Annotated in this window: 14 protein-coding genes; 7 read left to right on the forward strand and 7 right to left on the reverse strand. The window is 71.0% G+C overall.

The window, feature by feature from the left end; translation table 11 throughout:
* Positions 1-221 precede the first annotated feature (221 nt).
* Positions 222-758: an HNH endonuclease gene (locus PUR53_RS44585; RefSeq protein WP_033526416.1), complete on the reverse strand. Its 537-nt coding sequence runs from the start codon at positions 756-758 to the stop codon at positions 222-224.
* Positions 759-1,072: 314 nt separating this feature from the next.
* On the opposite strand from PUR53_RS44585, the gene PUR53_RS44590 reads away from it, so the two are divergent.
* On the forward strand, positions 1,073-2,176 hold the full coding sequence (locus PUR53_RS44590; protein WP_329899482.1) for a mechanosensitive ion channel family protein: 1,104 nt from the start codon (positions 1,073-1,075) through the stop codon (positions 2,174-2,176).
* A gap of 115 nt (positions 2,177-2,291) precedes the next feature.
* Here the strand turns inward: PUR53_RS44590 and PUR53_RS44595 are convergent, their stop codons facing one another.
* The 4 genes from PUR53_RS44595 to PUR53_RS44610 form a co-directional block, all read right to left on the reverse strand.
* A complete protein-coding gene (locus PUR53_RS44595) occupies positions 2,292-3,032 on the reverse strand; it encodes an ATP-binding cassette domain-containing protein (RefSeq protein WP_329899483.1) in 741 nt (246 codons plus the stop codon).
* The gene (locus PUR53_RS44600) at positions 3,029-3,613 is read right to left on the reverse strand and encodes a hypothetical protein (protein ID WP_329899484.1); all 585 of its coding nucleotides are present in this window, start codon (positions 3,611-3,613) and stop codon (positions 3,029-3,031) included. Before PUR53_RS44600 ends, PUR53_RS44595 begins: the two co-directional genes overlap by 4 nt.
* Positions 3,614-3,615: 2 nt before the next feature.
* Positions 3,616-4,902, reverse strand: coding sequence for a DUF7224 domain-containing protein (locus PUR53_RS44605; RefSeq protein WP_329899485.1), 1,287 nt, complete (start codon positions 4,900-4,902; stop codon positions 3,616-3,618).
* 76 nt (positions 4,903-4,978) lie between these two features.
* A complete protein-coding gene (locus PUR53_RS44610; protein ID WP_329912297.1) occupies positions 4,979-5,344 on the reverse strand; it encodes a hypothetical protein in 366 nt (121 codons plus the stop codon).
* Here PUR53_RS44610 and PUR53_RS44615 point away from each other — a divergent pair.
* The 4 genes from PUR53_RS44615 (at position 5,343) to PUR53_RS44630 (ending at position 8,598) form a co-directional block, all read left to right on the forward strand.
* Positions 5,343-5,468, forward strand: a complete 126-nt coding sequence (locus PUR53_RS44615) for a hypothetical protein (protein WP_329912298.1) — start codon at positions 5,343-5,345, stop codon at positions 5,466-5,468. The two genes, PUR53_RS44610 and PUR53_RS44615, sit on opposite strands and share 2 nt — an antisense overlap.
* A gap of 219 nt (positions 5,469-5,687) precedes the next feature.
* Complete coding sequence (locus PUR53_RS44620; protein WP_239754332.1) at positions 5,688-5,924, forward strand: hypothetical protein; 237 nt, start codon at positions 5,688-5,690, stop codon at positions 5,922-5,924.
* The gene (gene malQ / locus PUR53_RS44625; RefSeq protein WP_329912299.1) at positions 5,925-8,045 is read left to right on the forward strand and encodes a 4-alpha-glucanotransferase; all 2,121 of its coding nucleotides are present in this window, start codon (positions 5,925-5,927) and stop codon (positions 8,043-8,045) included. It begins immediately after the preceding gene.
* Between the two features lie 301 nt (positions 8,046-8,346).
* Positions 8,347-8,598, forward strand: coding sequence for a hypothetical protein (locus PUR53_RS44630; protein WP_329899489.1), 252 nt, complete (start codon positions 8,347-8,349; stop codon positions 8,596-8,598).
* A gap of 109 nt (positions 8,599-8,707) precedes the next feature.
* Here the strand turns inward: PUR53_RS44630 and PUR53_RS44635 are convergent, their stop codons facing one another.
* Positions 8,708-9,307 carry a TetR/AcrR family transcriptional regulator gene (locus PUR53_RS44635; RefSeq protein WP_329899490.1) on the reverse strand — a complete coding sequence of 200 codons (600 nt, stop codon included), beginning with the start codon at positions 9,305-9,307 and terminating at the stop codon, positions 8,708-8,710.
* 110 nt (positions 9,308-9,417) lie between these two features.
* Here PUR53_RS44635 and PUR53_RS44640 point away from each other — a divergent pair, with 110 nt between their 5' ends.
* A complete protein-coding gene (locus PUR53_RS44640) occupies positions 9,418-10,944 on the forward strand; it encodes an FAD-dependent monooxygenase (RefSeq protein ID WP_329912300.1) in 1,527 nt (508 codons plus the stop codon).
* A 31-nt stretch (positions 10,945-10,975) separates the two neighbouring features.
* Here the strand turns inward: PUR53_RS44640 and PUR53_RS44645 are convergent, their stop codons facing one another.
* Complete coding sequence (locus PUR53_RS44645; protein ID WP_329912301.1) at positions 10,976-11,494, reverse strand: MarR family winged helix-turn-helix transcriptional regulator; 519 nt, start codon at positions 11,492-11,494, stop codon at positions 10,976-10,978.
* 122 nt (positions 11,495-11,616) lie between these two features.
* Here PUR53_RS44645 and PUR53_RS44650 point away from each other — a divergent pair, with 122 nt between their 5' ends.
* Positions 11,617-12,678: an EamA family transporter gene (locus PUR53_RS44650; RefSeq protein ID WP_329912302.1), complete on the forward strand. Its 1,062-nt coding sequence runs from the start codon at positions 11,617-11,619 to the stop codon at positions 12,676-12,678.
* Positions 12,679-12,685 lie beyond the last annotated feature (7 nt).

A 12,685-nucleotide genomic window follows, 5' to 3' on the forward strand; every position in this document is an offset into this window, starting at 1 on the left:
GTCCCCACATTCGAAGCGGGCCCCTGGGCGTTGCGCTCCAGAACAAGGGCCCACTGTTGGGGGTGACACTAGGCGATCATGTGTGCGAGGGGAATGCGGGGTACCTGTGAAGACGGTTCCGAAGATGCAGGTCAAGCGGATGTGAGCGTTCCGGAGGCCCCCACGATGCGTGCCGGGTGCCCCTGCGGCGAGGGCACCCGGCCATGCAAAAACCCGGACCGTCAGGCGGAGATGCCGTCGATCCGGGCCAGCGCGTCGTCCGCGCCGTACGGCTGCAGGTAGGGCAGCCAGCGCGGGTCCCTATGGCCCGTGCCGATGATGCGCCAGGCCAGCCCGGTGGGCGGAGCGGGTTTGTGGCGGAGCCGCCAGCCGATCTCGACGAGATGGCGGTCTGCCTTGACATGGTTGCAACGGCGGCACGACGCGACGACGTTGTCCCAGACGTGCTTGCCCCCGCGACTGCGCGGGATGACGTGGTCGACGCTGGTTGCGACGCCACCGCAGTACATGCACCGGCCCCCGTCGCGGGCGAACAGCGCCCTACGGGTCAGAGGAACGGGCCCCCGATAGGGAACCCGGACGAATCGCTTGAGCCGGACCACGCTGGGTGCGGGGACTGTGACGGTCGCGCTGTGCAGATAGGCGCCGGATTCTTCCAGGGAGACGGCCTTGTTCTCCAGGACGAGGACGAGCGCGCGGCGGAGCGGTACGACGCCGAGCGGCTCGTACGACGCGTTGAGGACCAGGACGTGCGGCACGGATGCCTCCTTGTACGCCGGCGGCGCGTGGCTCGCGCCGTGGACGATCCGTAGTCAGTCTCCCCTCAGGCCTGGTGGAAGCGCCACCATGTCCCGGTAACGGGCTGGGAGTGTTTTCGACCACACCTCATTCATCCCCCGCCGTGTGCGCCCTTCACTCCCTGGTGAGCGCCCTGTCTCCCTCGGACATCGCGGGGACCTCCACACAATGCCCCGTTAGTGTGGTGGGCCTGCCCGTCCGGTGACCTTTCCGTGACCCGACGGATCTTGACCGCCGTGCCGGAGGGCAGATAACGCACCTGGAGGTACCCGCCGTGTCGCCCGTTTCTTCCCTGCCCCTCCTACTGGCCGCCGCCACGCCGTCGCCGTCCCCCTCGGAGACGACGACACCGGCCGTGCCGTCGCTGGAGGACGCCCAGGAGAGCGCGACCAACGCCGCCAGCTGGGTCGAGGAGAACTGGTCCACATGGCTGGCCATCGGTCTCCGCGTCCTGCTGATCGTGGTGATAGCGGCGGTGCTGAGAGTGGTGGTCCGGCGGGCGATCACCAAGCTGATAGACCGGATGAACCGCTCCGTCCCGGGCGTCGAGGGCACCACTCCGACCCTCGGCGGTCTGCTCGTCAACGTCGAGCGCCGCCGCCAGCGCTCCCAGGCCATCGGCTCGGTGCTGCGCTCGGTGGCGTCGTTCCTGATCCTGGGCACGGCCGCCCTGATGGTCCTCGCCACCTTCGAGATCAACCTCGCCCCGCTGCTGGCCTCCGCCGGCGTCGCGGGCGTCGCCATCGGTTTCGGCGCCCGGAACCTGGTCACGGACTTCCTCTCCGGCGTCTTCATGATCCTGGAGGACCAGTACGGCGTCGGCGACACCGTCGACGCGGGCGTCGCCTCCGGCGAGGTCATCGAGGTCGGCCTTCGCGTCACCAAGCTGCGCGGCGACAACGGCGAGATCTGGTACGTCCGCAACGGCGAGGTCAAGCGCATCGGCAACCTCTCCCAGGGCTGGGCCACGGCCGGCGTCGACGTCACCGTCCGCTACGACGAGGACCTCGACAAGGTCCGCCGCACCCTGACGGAGGTCGGCGAGGCGATGAGCAAGGAGGAGCCCTGGAACGAGCTCCTGTGGGGCCCCATCGAGGTCCTCGGCCTCGACGACGTGCTCCTGGACTCGATGGTCGTCCGCGTCTCCGCCAAGACCATGCCCGGCAAGGCCCTCACGGTCGAGCGGGAGCTGCGCTGGCGCATCAAGAAGGCCTTCGACGCGGCCGACATCCGCATCGTCGGCGGCGTCCCGGCCGCCGCGCCCGACGACACGGACGACCCGAGCGCCGCGGTCGCCGCCCCGTCGGTCTACGCCAACACGGCCTCACCCCAGTCGGAACGGGCGACGCCGATCGCACCCTCAGGGGTGCCGAAGTAGCACCCGGGAAGGTGCTGATCCTTCCGTGGGCGGCGTCGGAGCCGATCCGGGCGCCGCCTACGCGGTCACTGCCTGGCTTGCTGGGCTCGGTCCACCGTGCCCTGAACCGATGCCGTCACTCTGCCCCGTGCCGCATGAGCAACGCCGTGTACGCCCCTTCGGCCGCGCGACCGGGTGCGGTGTCCGGCGGAGTGTGCGCGAGGAATGACCGTGTCGGTCCCGTCTGCAGGATCTCTCCGCCGTACAGGACGGTCACTTGGTCCGCTTCCTCGGCCAGGTCCGCCACGTCATGGGTGGACATCAGAACCCGCACGTCGTCGGTCAGATTTCCGAGGACATCCCTGAAGACGCGCCTCTGGCGAGGGTCCATTCCCGCGGTCGGTTCATCGAGGAGCAGTACACGTGCGTCGTGGACCAGCGCCCCGGCCACCCCGACGCGTCGCAGCTGACCGCCGGAGAGCTGGCTGGTCCTGATGTCGGCCTGCTTGGTCAGTTCCACCCGAGCCAGCGCATGGAGGGCCCGGTCCCAGGCGTGACCGCGGGCCATTCCTTTCAGCCAGCCGATGTACGCCACGTACTCGCGTGCCGTGAGCGAGGGCATGGGGGTGATGTCCTGGGGCATCCAGGCGACATCCCGCCGGTAGGACTTGGCGTGTGAGGGAACGCCGTCCAGGGTCACGGTGCCTGAGCTGGGGCGATGTACGGACGCGGCGAGTTTCAGCAGCGTGGACTTACCCGCTCCGTTCGGCCCCAGAAGAATCGTCAGCCCGTCGGCGAGTCCGTAGCTGAAGTCGCGCAGGATGGGGGCCTTGCGCCGACTGTAGGCGTAGGTGCAGTCCACCAGTTCCAGTGTCATGTCCGTGGAGTCCTTGAAGTGCGGAGCTGGATGATGAGGCCGACCAGGAACACCAGTGCGGCCCCCGCCGCAGCGTGGGGCGCGGTGATGGGTTCGGCGATGATGGTCCATGGGCGAGGATCGTTCGTGGCCCGGAATCCGCACAGGATGGTGGTGACCAGCCAGGCGACGGGAACCATGACCGCCGGGAGCCCCATCACAGGGCGAGCACACAACGCGAGACCGGTGAGGAACAGGGCATTCCGGCCGGTCGTGACCGTCGGAGGGGAGTCCAGAGCGAGACCGGTCAGCCCGCCCATCACGACCGTCACTGCCATCACGCCGACGATCAGAGCGGCGTCGAGCTTCTCGACACCCCTCACGGCCGTGGCTTCAGGGCCGGCGAGCCGGGACTCCAGGCACAGGAGCAGACCGGACACCAAGGGGACGGGAGCAAGGAGGGCGAGAGGCACGAGACCTGAACTGATGGTCAGGGAAGGCAGCGTCACCGTGCCGTTCCGGAACGTCAGAATGAGGACGAAGAACCCTGCCAGTGACCCGGCCAGTACGGTGTGGGCGCGGCGCGCCTTCACCCACCACATGGTCACGTTCCTTCACCGCAGGCTTCGGCGATCGTGCTCCTGTACCACTTGGCCTGCTGCTCGGCGGATTGGCGCTGCACCTCGGAAACGACTTTCTCCACCCGCGCCAGCGCCTCTGGACTGTTGTCGACCGTCCCGTCGCGTTCTTGGAGCATCCGCTCCCGGAAGGCGTCACCCTGTCCGGCGACCTCGGCCGCCCAGAGCAGCGCCGGGCGAGCTGTCGCGAGGTGCGGTCGGGAACAGGGGAAGCGGACCGCGGCACCGACGACCTGATAGCGCACCGTGCCGTTACTGGCGCCACGGGTCAACGACAGATGCCAGGTCGACGTCGTGGAGCGCACGGAGAAGCGTCCGTCCATGAACCGGTCGGTGATCAGTTCGGGAGCGGTCGTGACGCCGGCGGATTTGAGGGCTCGCAACGTCGACTCGATGTCCTCGCGCACTTGAGGAAGACGGTGTGCGGTCACCTCGGGCATGCAGATCCTGGGCGCCTCTCCGAGGCAACGTGCCGCAGCCTGTCCTGTGAGCAGAGGGGGGTTGTAGCTCCAGTCGCGTGCTATCGAGTAGGCCGCCACGGGACCCGCCACCGCGATCGAACAAGCGAGCAGGCCCCTGACGATCCGTGACCGCAGGGGCGACCAGAGCAGAGCCGCTCCCGCCGCGATGCCGCCCGTGAGCAGGATCGGGGGGAGCAGGGACACCAGTCGGGGGACCTCGCCGAACATCATGTCGGTGGCGTACTGGCCGGACACGTGCCGAATCCATGGCGGGTCGATCGTCCAGGTGAAGGCGACCGCGACCCATGTGGCGACAGCCAGAACCGGGGCCGCGATGACAGGGGACACGCGCAGTCCCACGGCGAAACCACAGACCGCGTGACCAATGCAGAGAAGCAGGGCCATGCTCAGCAGGCGCAGACTGTCCAAGGTGGGCAGCGTGGTCGTCTCGGCCAAGGCCAGAACGGTCGGCAGGACCAATATCGTCCAGGACGTGATCAGGACGGGAAGCAGGGTGTTCGCCGCAACGCGGTACCGGGAACGGGCGGGGGCCAGAGACCAGATGCCGGCATTGCGGAGCCGTCCGCTTTCCCAGGCGGCCAGCGACATGGAAAAGGCATACGCGAACGCGTACAGGGTGAGGATGGGCGCGCTGGTGATGGTCGGGGCATAACCGAGAGCGGTGGCGGGCGGTTTTGCGTTTCCGATGAAGTAATAGAAAAGCGAGAGTGCTGCCGCGAAAGGGAATGCCCATCGTGCGCACCCGCTGCGCCAACTGGTTCTGAATTTCATCAAGACGTCTTTCGAGTACTGTACGCGCGCCCGTGGGGGCGAAAACAGAGTTTCGCCCCCACGGTTCGAACTTTCGCTAGTCGGCGGTGTTGTCCTGTGTCACCTCGTAGACGTCCAGGGTTCCCGAGGATCCGCCACCGATCTTGTTGATCTGGAAGTAGTAGTTTCCGGAGGGGAGCTCGTGCCACTCTCCGAGGCTGATCCAGTTGTCGCCCTTGAAGCAGTTGGTGAATGTCTTGTTGTCGTAACCGGGGTCCGGGGCGAGATCGACGGCGCGGAAGTACTGCACGTCCGTGCTCGAGCTCCCATTGGAAGCTTCGCAGTCCTTGAAGTACAGGGCGGAATACTGCGACTCGGCCCAGCGGCGGGACTCGAAGCCGGTGGAAGCGTCGGTGATGGAACTGCGCCAGCTCGCGTGTGCGGACGGAGCCACTGCGAGCATGACGGCCGAGAGGATGCCTGCTGCTGTTGCTACCTTCTGTTTCTTCGACATGTTCGCGGACATGAAGAAAACCCCCATGATGAAGGATGCAATGTTCTTTGGCTTTGGTTCGAACAATGTGTGAATTTATGGGATGGTCGTGCTCGCGTCAACCGATCTTTCGTATGTGTGTCCCAAGTGGGCGAGCCTGTCCGTGTTGGGCGAAAAGAGCTTTTCCCGTGGGTGGGCGTGTGTGAGCAACGCAACGATCTCCGCCCACCCACGTCTGCGGCGGCGCCCACTGGGTAGGGCTGGAGTACCTCGGACCCGCACCTCATCGCCGTACGACGACTAGGAGGCCCCCGTGGCCACGTCCACCCCCCTCCCTACCCCGGTCCGCTCCAAACGCGAGGCGGAGCCCTACGAGCTCCACGAGCCCCATGTGTGCGTCTTCAGCGCCGAGGGGCCCTGCGCCGACGTCCCGCTCACCAGCGAACCGCCGCTCCCGGACGCGGCCCCGCTCACCAGCGAGCCGCCCCTCGCCGACGCGGCTCCCCTCACCAGTGAACCCACGTCCCACGGCGCCGCATCGGGGGTCTAGATGACAGAAGATCCAGGGGGTTCGGGCCCGGCGCCCGGAACCCCGCTGGCCCGGCTCGCCGCCCTGTACGGCGTCGCCACCTCCTACAGCCCCTCCCCGGACCGTGCGGTCGCGGCCTCGGACGGCGCGGTCGTGGCCGTCCTCGCCGCACTGGACGTCGACGCGAGCACCCCCGAGGCCGTGCGCACCGCCCTCGCCGCACGCGAACGGCAGTTGGACGCACGGCTGTTGCCGCCCACCGTGGTCCAGTGGGCCGACGGCGAGCCCCCCGCCGCGCTCGCCGCCCTCCCCGACGGCACCCTGCTGAGCGTCGAGACCGAGCAGGGCGAGACGCACTCCACCACGCGGGAGCTGCCCCCGGGCGTGCACACCCTGCGCGCCACCGCCCCCGACGGCCGCACCGCCGAGGCCCACCTGGTCGTGGCCCCGGCCCGGCTGCCCGCCCCGCCCGAGCGCACCTACGGCCTCCTCGTCCAGCTCTACTCCCTGCTCTCGCGGCGCAGTTGGGGCATGGGCGACCTGGGTGACCTCGCCGAGCTCTCCGCCTGGGCCGGCCGTGCCCTCGGCGCCGGATTCGTCCAGGTCAACCCGCTGCACGCGGCCGTACCCGGCGCCCCCACCGACCCCTCCCCGTACCGCCCCTCCTCCCGCCGCTATCCGGACCCCGTGCACCTGCGCGTGGAGGACGTACCCGAGTACCCGTACGCCCTCTCGGAGGCCGCCACCGCCTCGTCCGCCGACGACCGTGAACGCCTCGCCGCGCTGCCGGAGCGGGCCGCCCGCCTGCGGGAGTCCGTGCTGGCCAAGGGCGAGCTGATCGACCGGGACGCGGTGTGGGACCTCAAGCGGGAGGCGCTGGAACTGGTGCGCGCCGTACCGCTCGGCCCCGGGCGGCGGGCCGCGTACTGGGACTTCCTCGCCGAGGAGGGCCAGGCGCTGGAGGACCACGCCACCTGGTGCGCGCTCGCCGAGGTCCACGGCTCCGACTGGTCGCGCTGGCCCACGGCCCTGCGCGACCCGCGCTCAGCCGAAACCGCCCGCGCCCGCGGCGAGTTGATGGACCGCGTCGACTTCCACACCCGTCTGGCCTGGCTCACCGACGCCCAGCTAGGCACCGCGCAGCGCTCCGCCCGCGACGCCGGCATGCCCATCGGCCTAGTGCACGACCTGGCGGTCGGGGTCCACCCCGGCGGCGCGGACGCCTGGGCCCAGCAGGAGTACTTCGCGGCCGGCATGTCCGTCGGCGCGCCCCCCGACGCCTTCAACTCCCGGGGCCAGGACTGGGGCCTGCCCCCCTGGCGCCCCGACCGCCTCGCCGAGTCCGGATACGCCCCCTACCGCCGCCTGCTGCGCGCCCTGCTGCGTCACGCGGGCGCCCTGCGCATCGACCACGTCATGGGCCTGTTCCGCCTCTGGTGGGTCCCGCAGGGCCAGGCCCCCACCGAGGGCACGTACGTCCGCTACGACGCCGACGCCATGCTCGCGATCCTGGTCCTGGAGGCCGCGCGGGCCGGTGCCCTGGTGATCGGCGAGGACCTGGGCACGGTCGAGCCGGGCGTGCGCGAGGCGCTCGACGCGCGTGGGGTGCTGGGCACGTCCGTCCTCTGGTTCGAACGCGACTGGGAGGGCACGGGCCGGCCGCTCCCGCCCGAACGCTGGCGGGCGAACTGTCTGGCCACCGCCACGACGCACGACCTGCCGCCCACGGCCTCCCGGCTGACCTGCGACCACGTCGACCTCCGCCACGGGCTCGGCCTGCTCACGCGGTCCCTCGACGAGGAGCGGGCGGAGGCGTGCGCCGACGCGGGGGAGTGGCTGGCCCTGCTCGCCCGGCTCGGGCTGCTGGAAGGCGCCGGTGGCGGTATCTCCACGACCTCCGAGGAAGCGCAGATCCAGGCCCTCCATCGGTTCCTGCTCCGCACGCCCGCCCGCATGATCGGCCTCTGGCTCCCCGACACGCTCGGCGACCGGCGTCCGCAGAATCTGCCGGGGACGTGGGATCAGTATCCGAACTGGCGCCTGCCGATCGCCGACGCGGCGGGGCGGCCGGTGACGCTGGAGGAACTTGCGGCGTCGCCTCGGTTGTACGCGTTGGTGGATGTGTTGCGGGGCGCCCAGTAGCTCGGGGGTGCGGGTGCGGGTGCGGGTGCGTGGGCGACTGCGGCTCCGGTGGGGCTTCTCGCGCAGTTCCCCGCGCCCCTGAAAAGCAGGGGCTGAGCCCCGCGCTTTTCAGGCCCGCAGGGCCGTGGTCTTTCAGGCCCGCAGGGGCCTGGTCTTTTAGGGGCGCGGGGAACTGCGCGAGAAGCCCCACCGGGCCCGCGGCCGCCGACGCACCCGTACCCCCGAGCTATGAGGCGCCCCCGCCCAACCGTTAGGCGCCCCCGCCCGCGCGCCGCTCACCCACGTTCGTTACCTTTAGCGCGTGGACAAGAAGAACGCCCTGCGCGCCGGCGCCCTGGCTGCCGGTACGACGCTGATGATGCTGCTCATGTCGTCCCCCGCCCTCGCGCTGACGCCCGACGACGGCGACGACCCGGGCCCGGGCCTCAGCGTGATCGAGACGCTCGGCCTCTTCGTTGTCGCGCCGCTCGCCCTGTTCGGGGTGATCGCCGGCCTCGTCATGGTCCTGGACAGGTCCACGGACCGTCAGCCGAAGGCCAAGGCGAAGGCCTGACCGCCTCCGTCCCACCCCCTTCTCGACCCGTCTTCCGCGAGGGCACCCTCCGCACACCAGTGCGCCGAGGGTGCCCTCGCCGCGTGTCGGCCCGCTCCCGGAGAGCGGGTCACGCCCGGTGCGCCGTGAGATACCGCTGCACCGTCGGCCCCAGCCACTCCACGATCTCCTCGCGGCTCAGCGCAACGGTCGGCCGGAACCGCAGGACGTAACGCGTCAGGGCCAGCCCCAGCACCTGTGACGCGCAGAGCGCCGCCCGGGTCGCCGCCTGCTCGGGGTGGGGGCACACACGCCTGGCGAGCGGCAGCAACTGGTCCCGGAAGACGCTCTGCATCCGTTCGGCACCCGCCTCGTTCGTGGTGCCGACCCGGAGCATCGCCGTGAGCATCTCGTTCTCCTCCCAGAGGTCGAGGAAATGGCTCACCAGCACCCGGCCCACGTCCCGCGCGTCGAACGCGCTCGGGTCCGGCAGCCGCAGGTCGACGTCGAGGGCCGCGGCGTACAGCCCCTCCTTCGAGCCGTAGTACCGCATGACCATCGACGGATCGATCCGCGCGTCCTTGGCGATCGCCCGGATGGTGGCCCGGTCGTACCCGTCGGCGGCGAACCGCTCGCGCGCCGCCTGCAGGATCGCGTGCCGGGTGGCGTCGGAGCGGCGGGGAGATCGTGCGGGAGCGGAGGCGGCAGGCGCGGTTTCCGTATCGGTCATGCCAACAAACGTAGGCCAACACCTGTTGACAGTCCAGAACTGCGTCCCTACGTTTGACAACAGGCGTTGGCCAACAACTGTTGGCCAACACGTGTTGGCAGGAGGCCGCCATGAACGGCAAGCGCGACGACAACACCCCGCACGGCGTCATCGTGGTGGGCGCCGGGCCCACCGGGCTGCTGCTGGCCGGCGACCTCGCCGCCGCCGGCGTCCCCGTCACCCTCGTCGAGAAGCGCGAGCACCGGATCAGCAACCTCTCCAGGGCCTTCGTCGCGCACGCCCGCACCCTGGAGCAGTTCGACGCCCGCGGCATCGCCGACGCACTGGAGGCCAAGGGCCGACCCCTCCACCGCATCGCCCTCTTCGGCCGCCTCTCCGTCCGCCTGGACACCCTCCCCTCCCGCTTCAACCACCTCCTGGTGATCCCGCAGTACGAGGTCGAGAAGGTCCTGGAGCGGCGGGCGGTGGAGGCCGGGGTGCGGTTCCGGTACGAGACGGAGGTGATGGCGGTCCAGCAGGGCGGAGGCGTGGGCGGGGGCCCGTACGGTGTCGCGGTCGACGTGCGGACGGCGGACGGCGCGACGGACCGGCTGACCGCCGCGTACGTCGTCGGCACGGACGGGCACCGCAGCGCGGTCCGCGAGGCGGTCGGGCTGCCGTTCCCGGGGAAGTCCGTCATCCGTTCCGTGGTCCTCGCGGACGTACGGCTCGACGAGCAGCCGGAGGAGGTGCTGACCGCGAACGCCGTCGGCGACGCCTTCGCCTTCATCGCGCCCTTCGGTGACGGCTACCACCGGGTCATCGGCTGGCACCGGGGCCGCGACGTTCCCGACAGCGAGCCGCTGGACCTCGACGAGGTCAGGGAGATCACCCGGCTCGCGCTCGGCCGCGACTACGGCATGCGGGACGCCCGCTGGATGTCCCGTTTCCACTGCGACGAGCGTCAGGCCCCCGCCTACCGGGTGGGCCGGGTCCTCCTCGCCGGTGACGCCGCCCATGTCCACACCCCGGCGGGCGGGCAGGGCATGAACACCGGCCTCCAGGACGCCGCCAACCTCGGCTGGAAGCTCGCGGCCGTCCTGGGCGGCCACGCGGATCCGGCGCTGCTCGACAGCTACGAGGCCGAACGCCACCCCGTCGGCAGGGCCGTGCTCCGCAGCAGCGGCGGCATCGTCCGTCTCGCCATGGCCAAGTCCCCCTGGGCCCTGGCGCTGCGTGCCGCCCTGACGACCTTCGTCAACCACGTGCCCCCGGTCCGCACCCGCGCGATCGGTCAGATCACCGGCATCGGCTACCGGTACCCCGCCCCGCGCGGCGCCCACCGTCTGGTCGGCACCCGTGTGCCGGACGTCGCGCTGACCACCGGCCGTCTCTACGAGTCCCTGCGCGGAGGCCGCTTCGTCCTCATCGGTCCGCGCGGCGTGGACCGGACCCACGCCCTCGCCGGCGCGCGGGGCTCGGATCAGCCCCCGGTGCTCGGCGCGCGCAAGGACCGCCTCACCGTGGCGGCCTGGACGAGCGACCGCCGTACGACTGTCCTCGTCCGTCCCGACGGCTACGTGGCCTGGGCGGCGGAGGACGCGGACGACGCGGCGGTGGGGGAGGCGCTGACGGAATGGCTGGGCGCGGCTGGGTGAGCCGCCGCACCGGTGGTGGTCCGGGCGGCGCTCACGACCCCGTGCCCACCACCAACAGCCTCAACAGGTCGGCCAGTTGGCCGGCCTGTTCGTCGTCCAGGTGGGAGAGCGCCTCGGTCTGGACGGCGAGGCCCGCTGTGACGGCCTCGTCGATCAGGCGCAGCCCCTCGTCGGTGAGGGTGACCTGGAGGGCGCGGCGGTCGTGCGGGTCGGGGGAGCGGCGGAGGAGGCCCGCGCGTTCCAGCTTGTCGAGGCGGCCCGTCATGCCGCCGGTGGTGAGCATGAGGGCGGAGGAGAGCTGGCGCGGCGAGAGCGTGAACGGCTCGCCGGACCGCCGCAGGGTCGCGAGCACGTCGAACTCGCCGCGTGAGATCCCGAAGCGCGCGTACGCCTTCTCCATCCGGTCGCCGAGGGTCCGCGAGAGCCGGTAGACGCGGCCGAAGACCTCCATCGCCGTGGTGTCGAGGTCGGGCCGCGCCGCCGCCCACTGGTCGATGATCGCGTCGACGGGATCGCGGAGGGGCCGGCCGGGCTCGGAACGCGGGTTCATGGGGTGAGTATCGGACGCCGGTGGGTCGGCCGCAAGAAAGTGGCTTGACGGAAAGTTGCTTAGCGCTAAGCTAATTGCAAGCAAGCCTTCCGAGGAACCCGACGCCGCGAAGGACGCGTCCCATGACCGCGCATACCGCGCATACCGCGCACGACCTCCCCGCCCCGCACACCGCGAGCCGTCTCCCTCTCATCGCCCTCACCGCGCTCGCCCCCATCTCCTGGGGCACCACCTACGCGGTGACGACGGAGTTCCTGCCGCCCGACCGTCCCTTGTTCACCGGTCTGGTGCGGGCGCTTCCGGCCGGTCTGCTGCTCCTGGCGATCTCGCGCACGCTGCCGCGCGGGATCTGGTGGGGGAAGGCTGCGGTGCTCGGCGCGTTGAACATCGGCGCCTTCTTCCCGCTGCTCTTCCTCTCCGCGTACCGGCTGCCGGGCGGGATGGCGGCGGTCGTCGGCTCGGTCGGCCCGCTGTTCGTCGCGGGCCTGGCGACCGTGCTGCTGGGGGAGCGGCCGACCGTACGCACCCTGCTGACCGGGATCGCGGCGGCCCTCGGCGTCAGCCTGGTCGTCCTGAAGGCGGCGGGGGCCCTGGACCCGGTCGGCGTTGTCGCGGCGCTGGCCTCCACCGCCTCCATGTCCACCGGCACCGTCCTCACCAAGCGCTGGGGCCGCCCCGCCGGTGTCGGGCCCCTCGCCCTCACCGGCTGGCAGCTGACCGCGGGCGGCCTGCTGATCGCGCCGCTCGCCCTGCTCGTCGAGGGCGCGCCCCCGGCCCTGGACGGCCGCGCGATCGGGGGCTACCTCTACCTGGCCCTCGCCAACACGGCCGTCTCCTACTGGCTCTGGTTCCGGGGCATCGGCCGGCTCTCCGCCACCCAGGTCACCTTCCTCGGCCCCCTCTCCCCCCTGACGGCCGCCGTGGTCGGCTGGGCGGCCCTCGGCCAGGCCCTCACACCCCTCCAGCTCCTGGGCATGGCCATCGCCTTCGGCGCGACGGTCCTGGGCCAGCTCCAGCCGCGTACGGCGTCGTCGCCCACCCCACGACGAGAACCGGCACGCGGAGGAGCGCCGCGCGGGGGTGTGTCGCACGATGGCGTGCCGCGCGGGGGTGGGCCGGACGATGGCGTCCCGCACGGAGGCGTGGCGCACGGTGGAGCGCCGCACCGGGCGCCGACCGTCTAGGGCCGGG

Origin of the sequence: Streptomyces sp. SP18BB07 (assembly GCF_036322545.1) — a bacterium.
In the GTDB taxonomy this organism is placed as follows: domain Bacteria; phylum Actinomycetota; class Actinomycetes; order Streptomycetales; family Streptomycetaceae; genus Streptomyces; species Streptomyces deccanensis.

Bases quoted from the DNA above. Each gene is read 5' to 3' on its own strand.
- PUR53_RS44595 (WP_329899483.1), bottom strand. From the start codon at position 3,032: ATGACACTGGAACTGGTGGACTGCACCTACGCCTACAGTCGGCGCAAG.
- PUR53_RS44600 (WP_329899484.1), bottom strand. From the start codon at position 3,613: ATGTGGTGGGTGAAGGCGCGCCGCGCCCACACCGTACTGGCCGGGTCA.
- PUR53_RS44605 (WP_329899485.1), bottom strand. From the start codon at position 4,902: ATGAAATTCAGAACCAGTTGGCGCAGCGGGTGCGCACGATGGGCATTC.
- PUR53_RS44615 (WP_329912298.1), top strand. From the start codon at position 5,343: ATGACGGCCGAGAGGATGCCTGCTGCTGTTGCTACCTTCTGTTTCTTC.
- PUR53_RS44610 (WP_329912297.1), bottom strand. From the start codon at position 5,344: ATGCTCGCAGTGGCTCCGTCCGCACACGCGAGCTGGCGCAGTTCCATC.
- malQ (WP_329912299.1), top strand. From the start codon at position 5,925: ATGACAGAAGATCCAGGGGGTTCGGGCCCGGCGCCCGGAACCCCGCTG.
- PUR53_RS44635 (WP_329899490.1), bottom strand. From the start codon at position 9,307: ATGACCGATACGGAAACCGCGCCTGCCGCCTCCGCTCCCGCACGATCT.
- PUR53_RS44640 (WP_329912300.1), top strand. From the start codon at position 9,418: ATGAACGGCAAGCGCGACGACAACACCCCGCACGGCGTCATCGTGGTG.
- PUR53_RS44645 (WP_329912301.1), bottom strand. From the start codon at position 11,494: ATGAACCCGCGTTCCGAGCCCGGCCGGCCCCTCCGCGATCCCGTCGAC.
- PUR53_RS44650 (WP_329912302.1), top strand. From the start codon at position 11,617: ATGACCGCGCATACCGCGCATACCGCGCACGACCTCCCCGCCCCGCAC.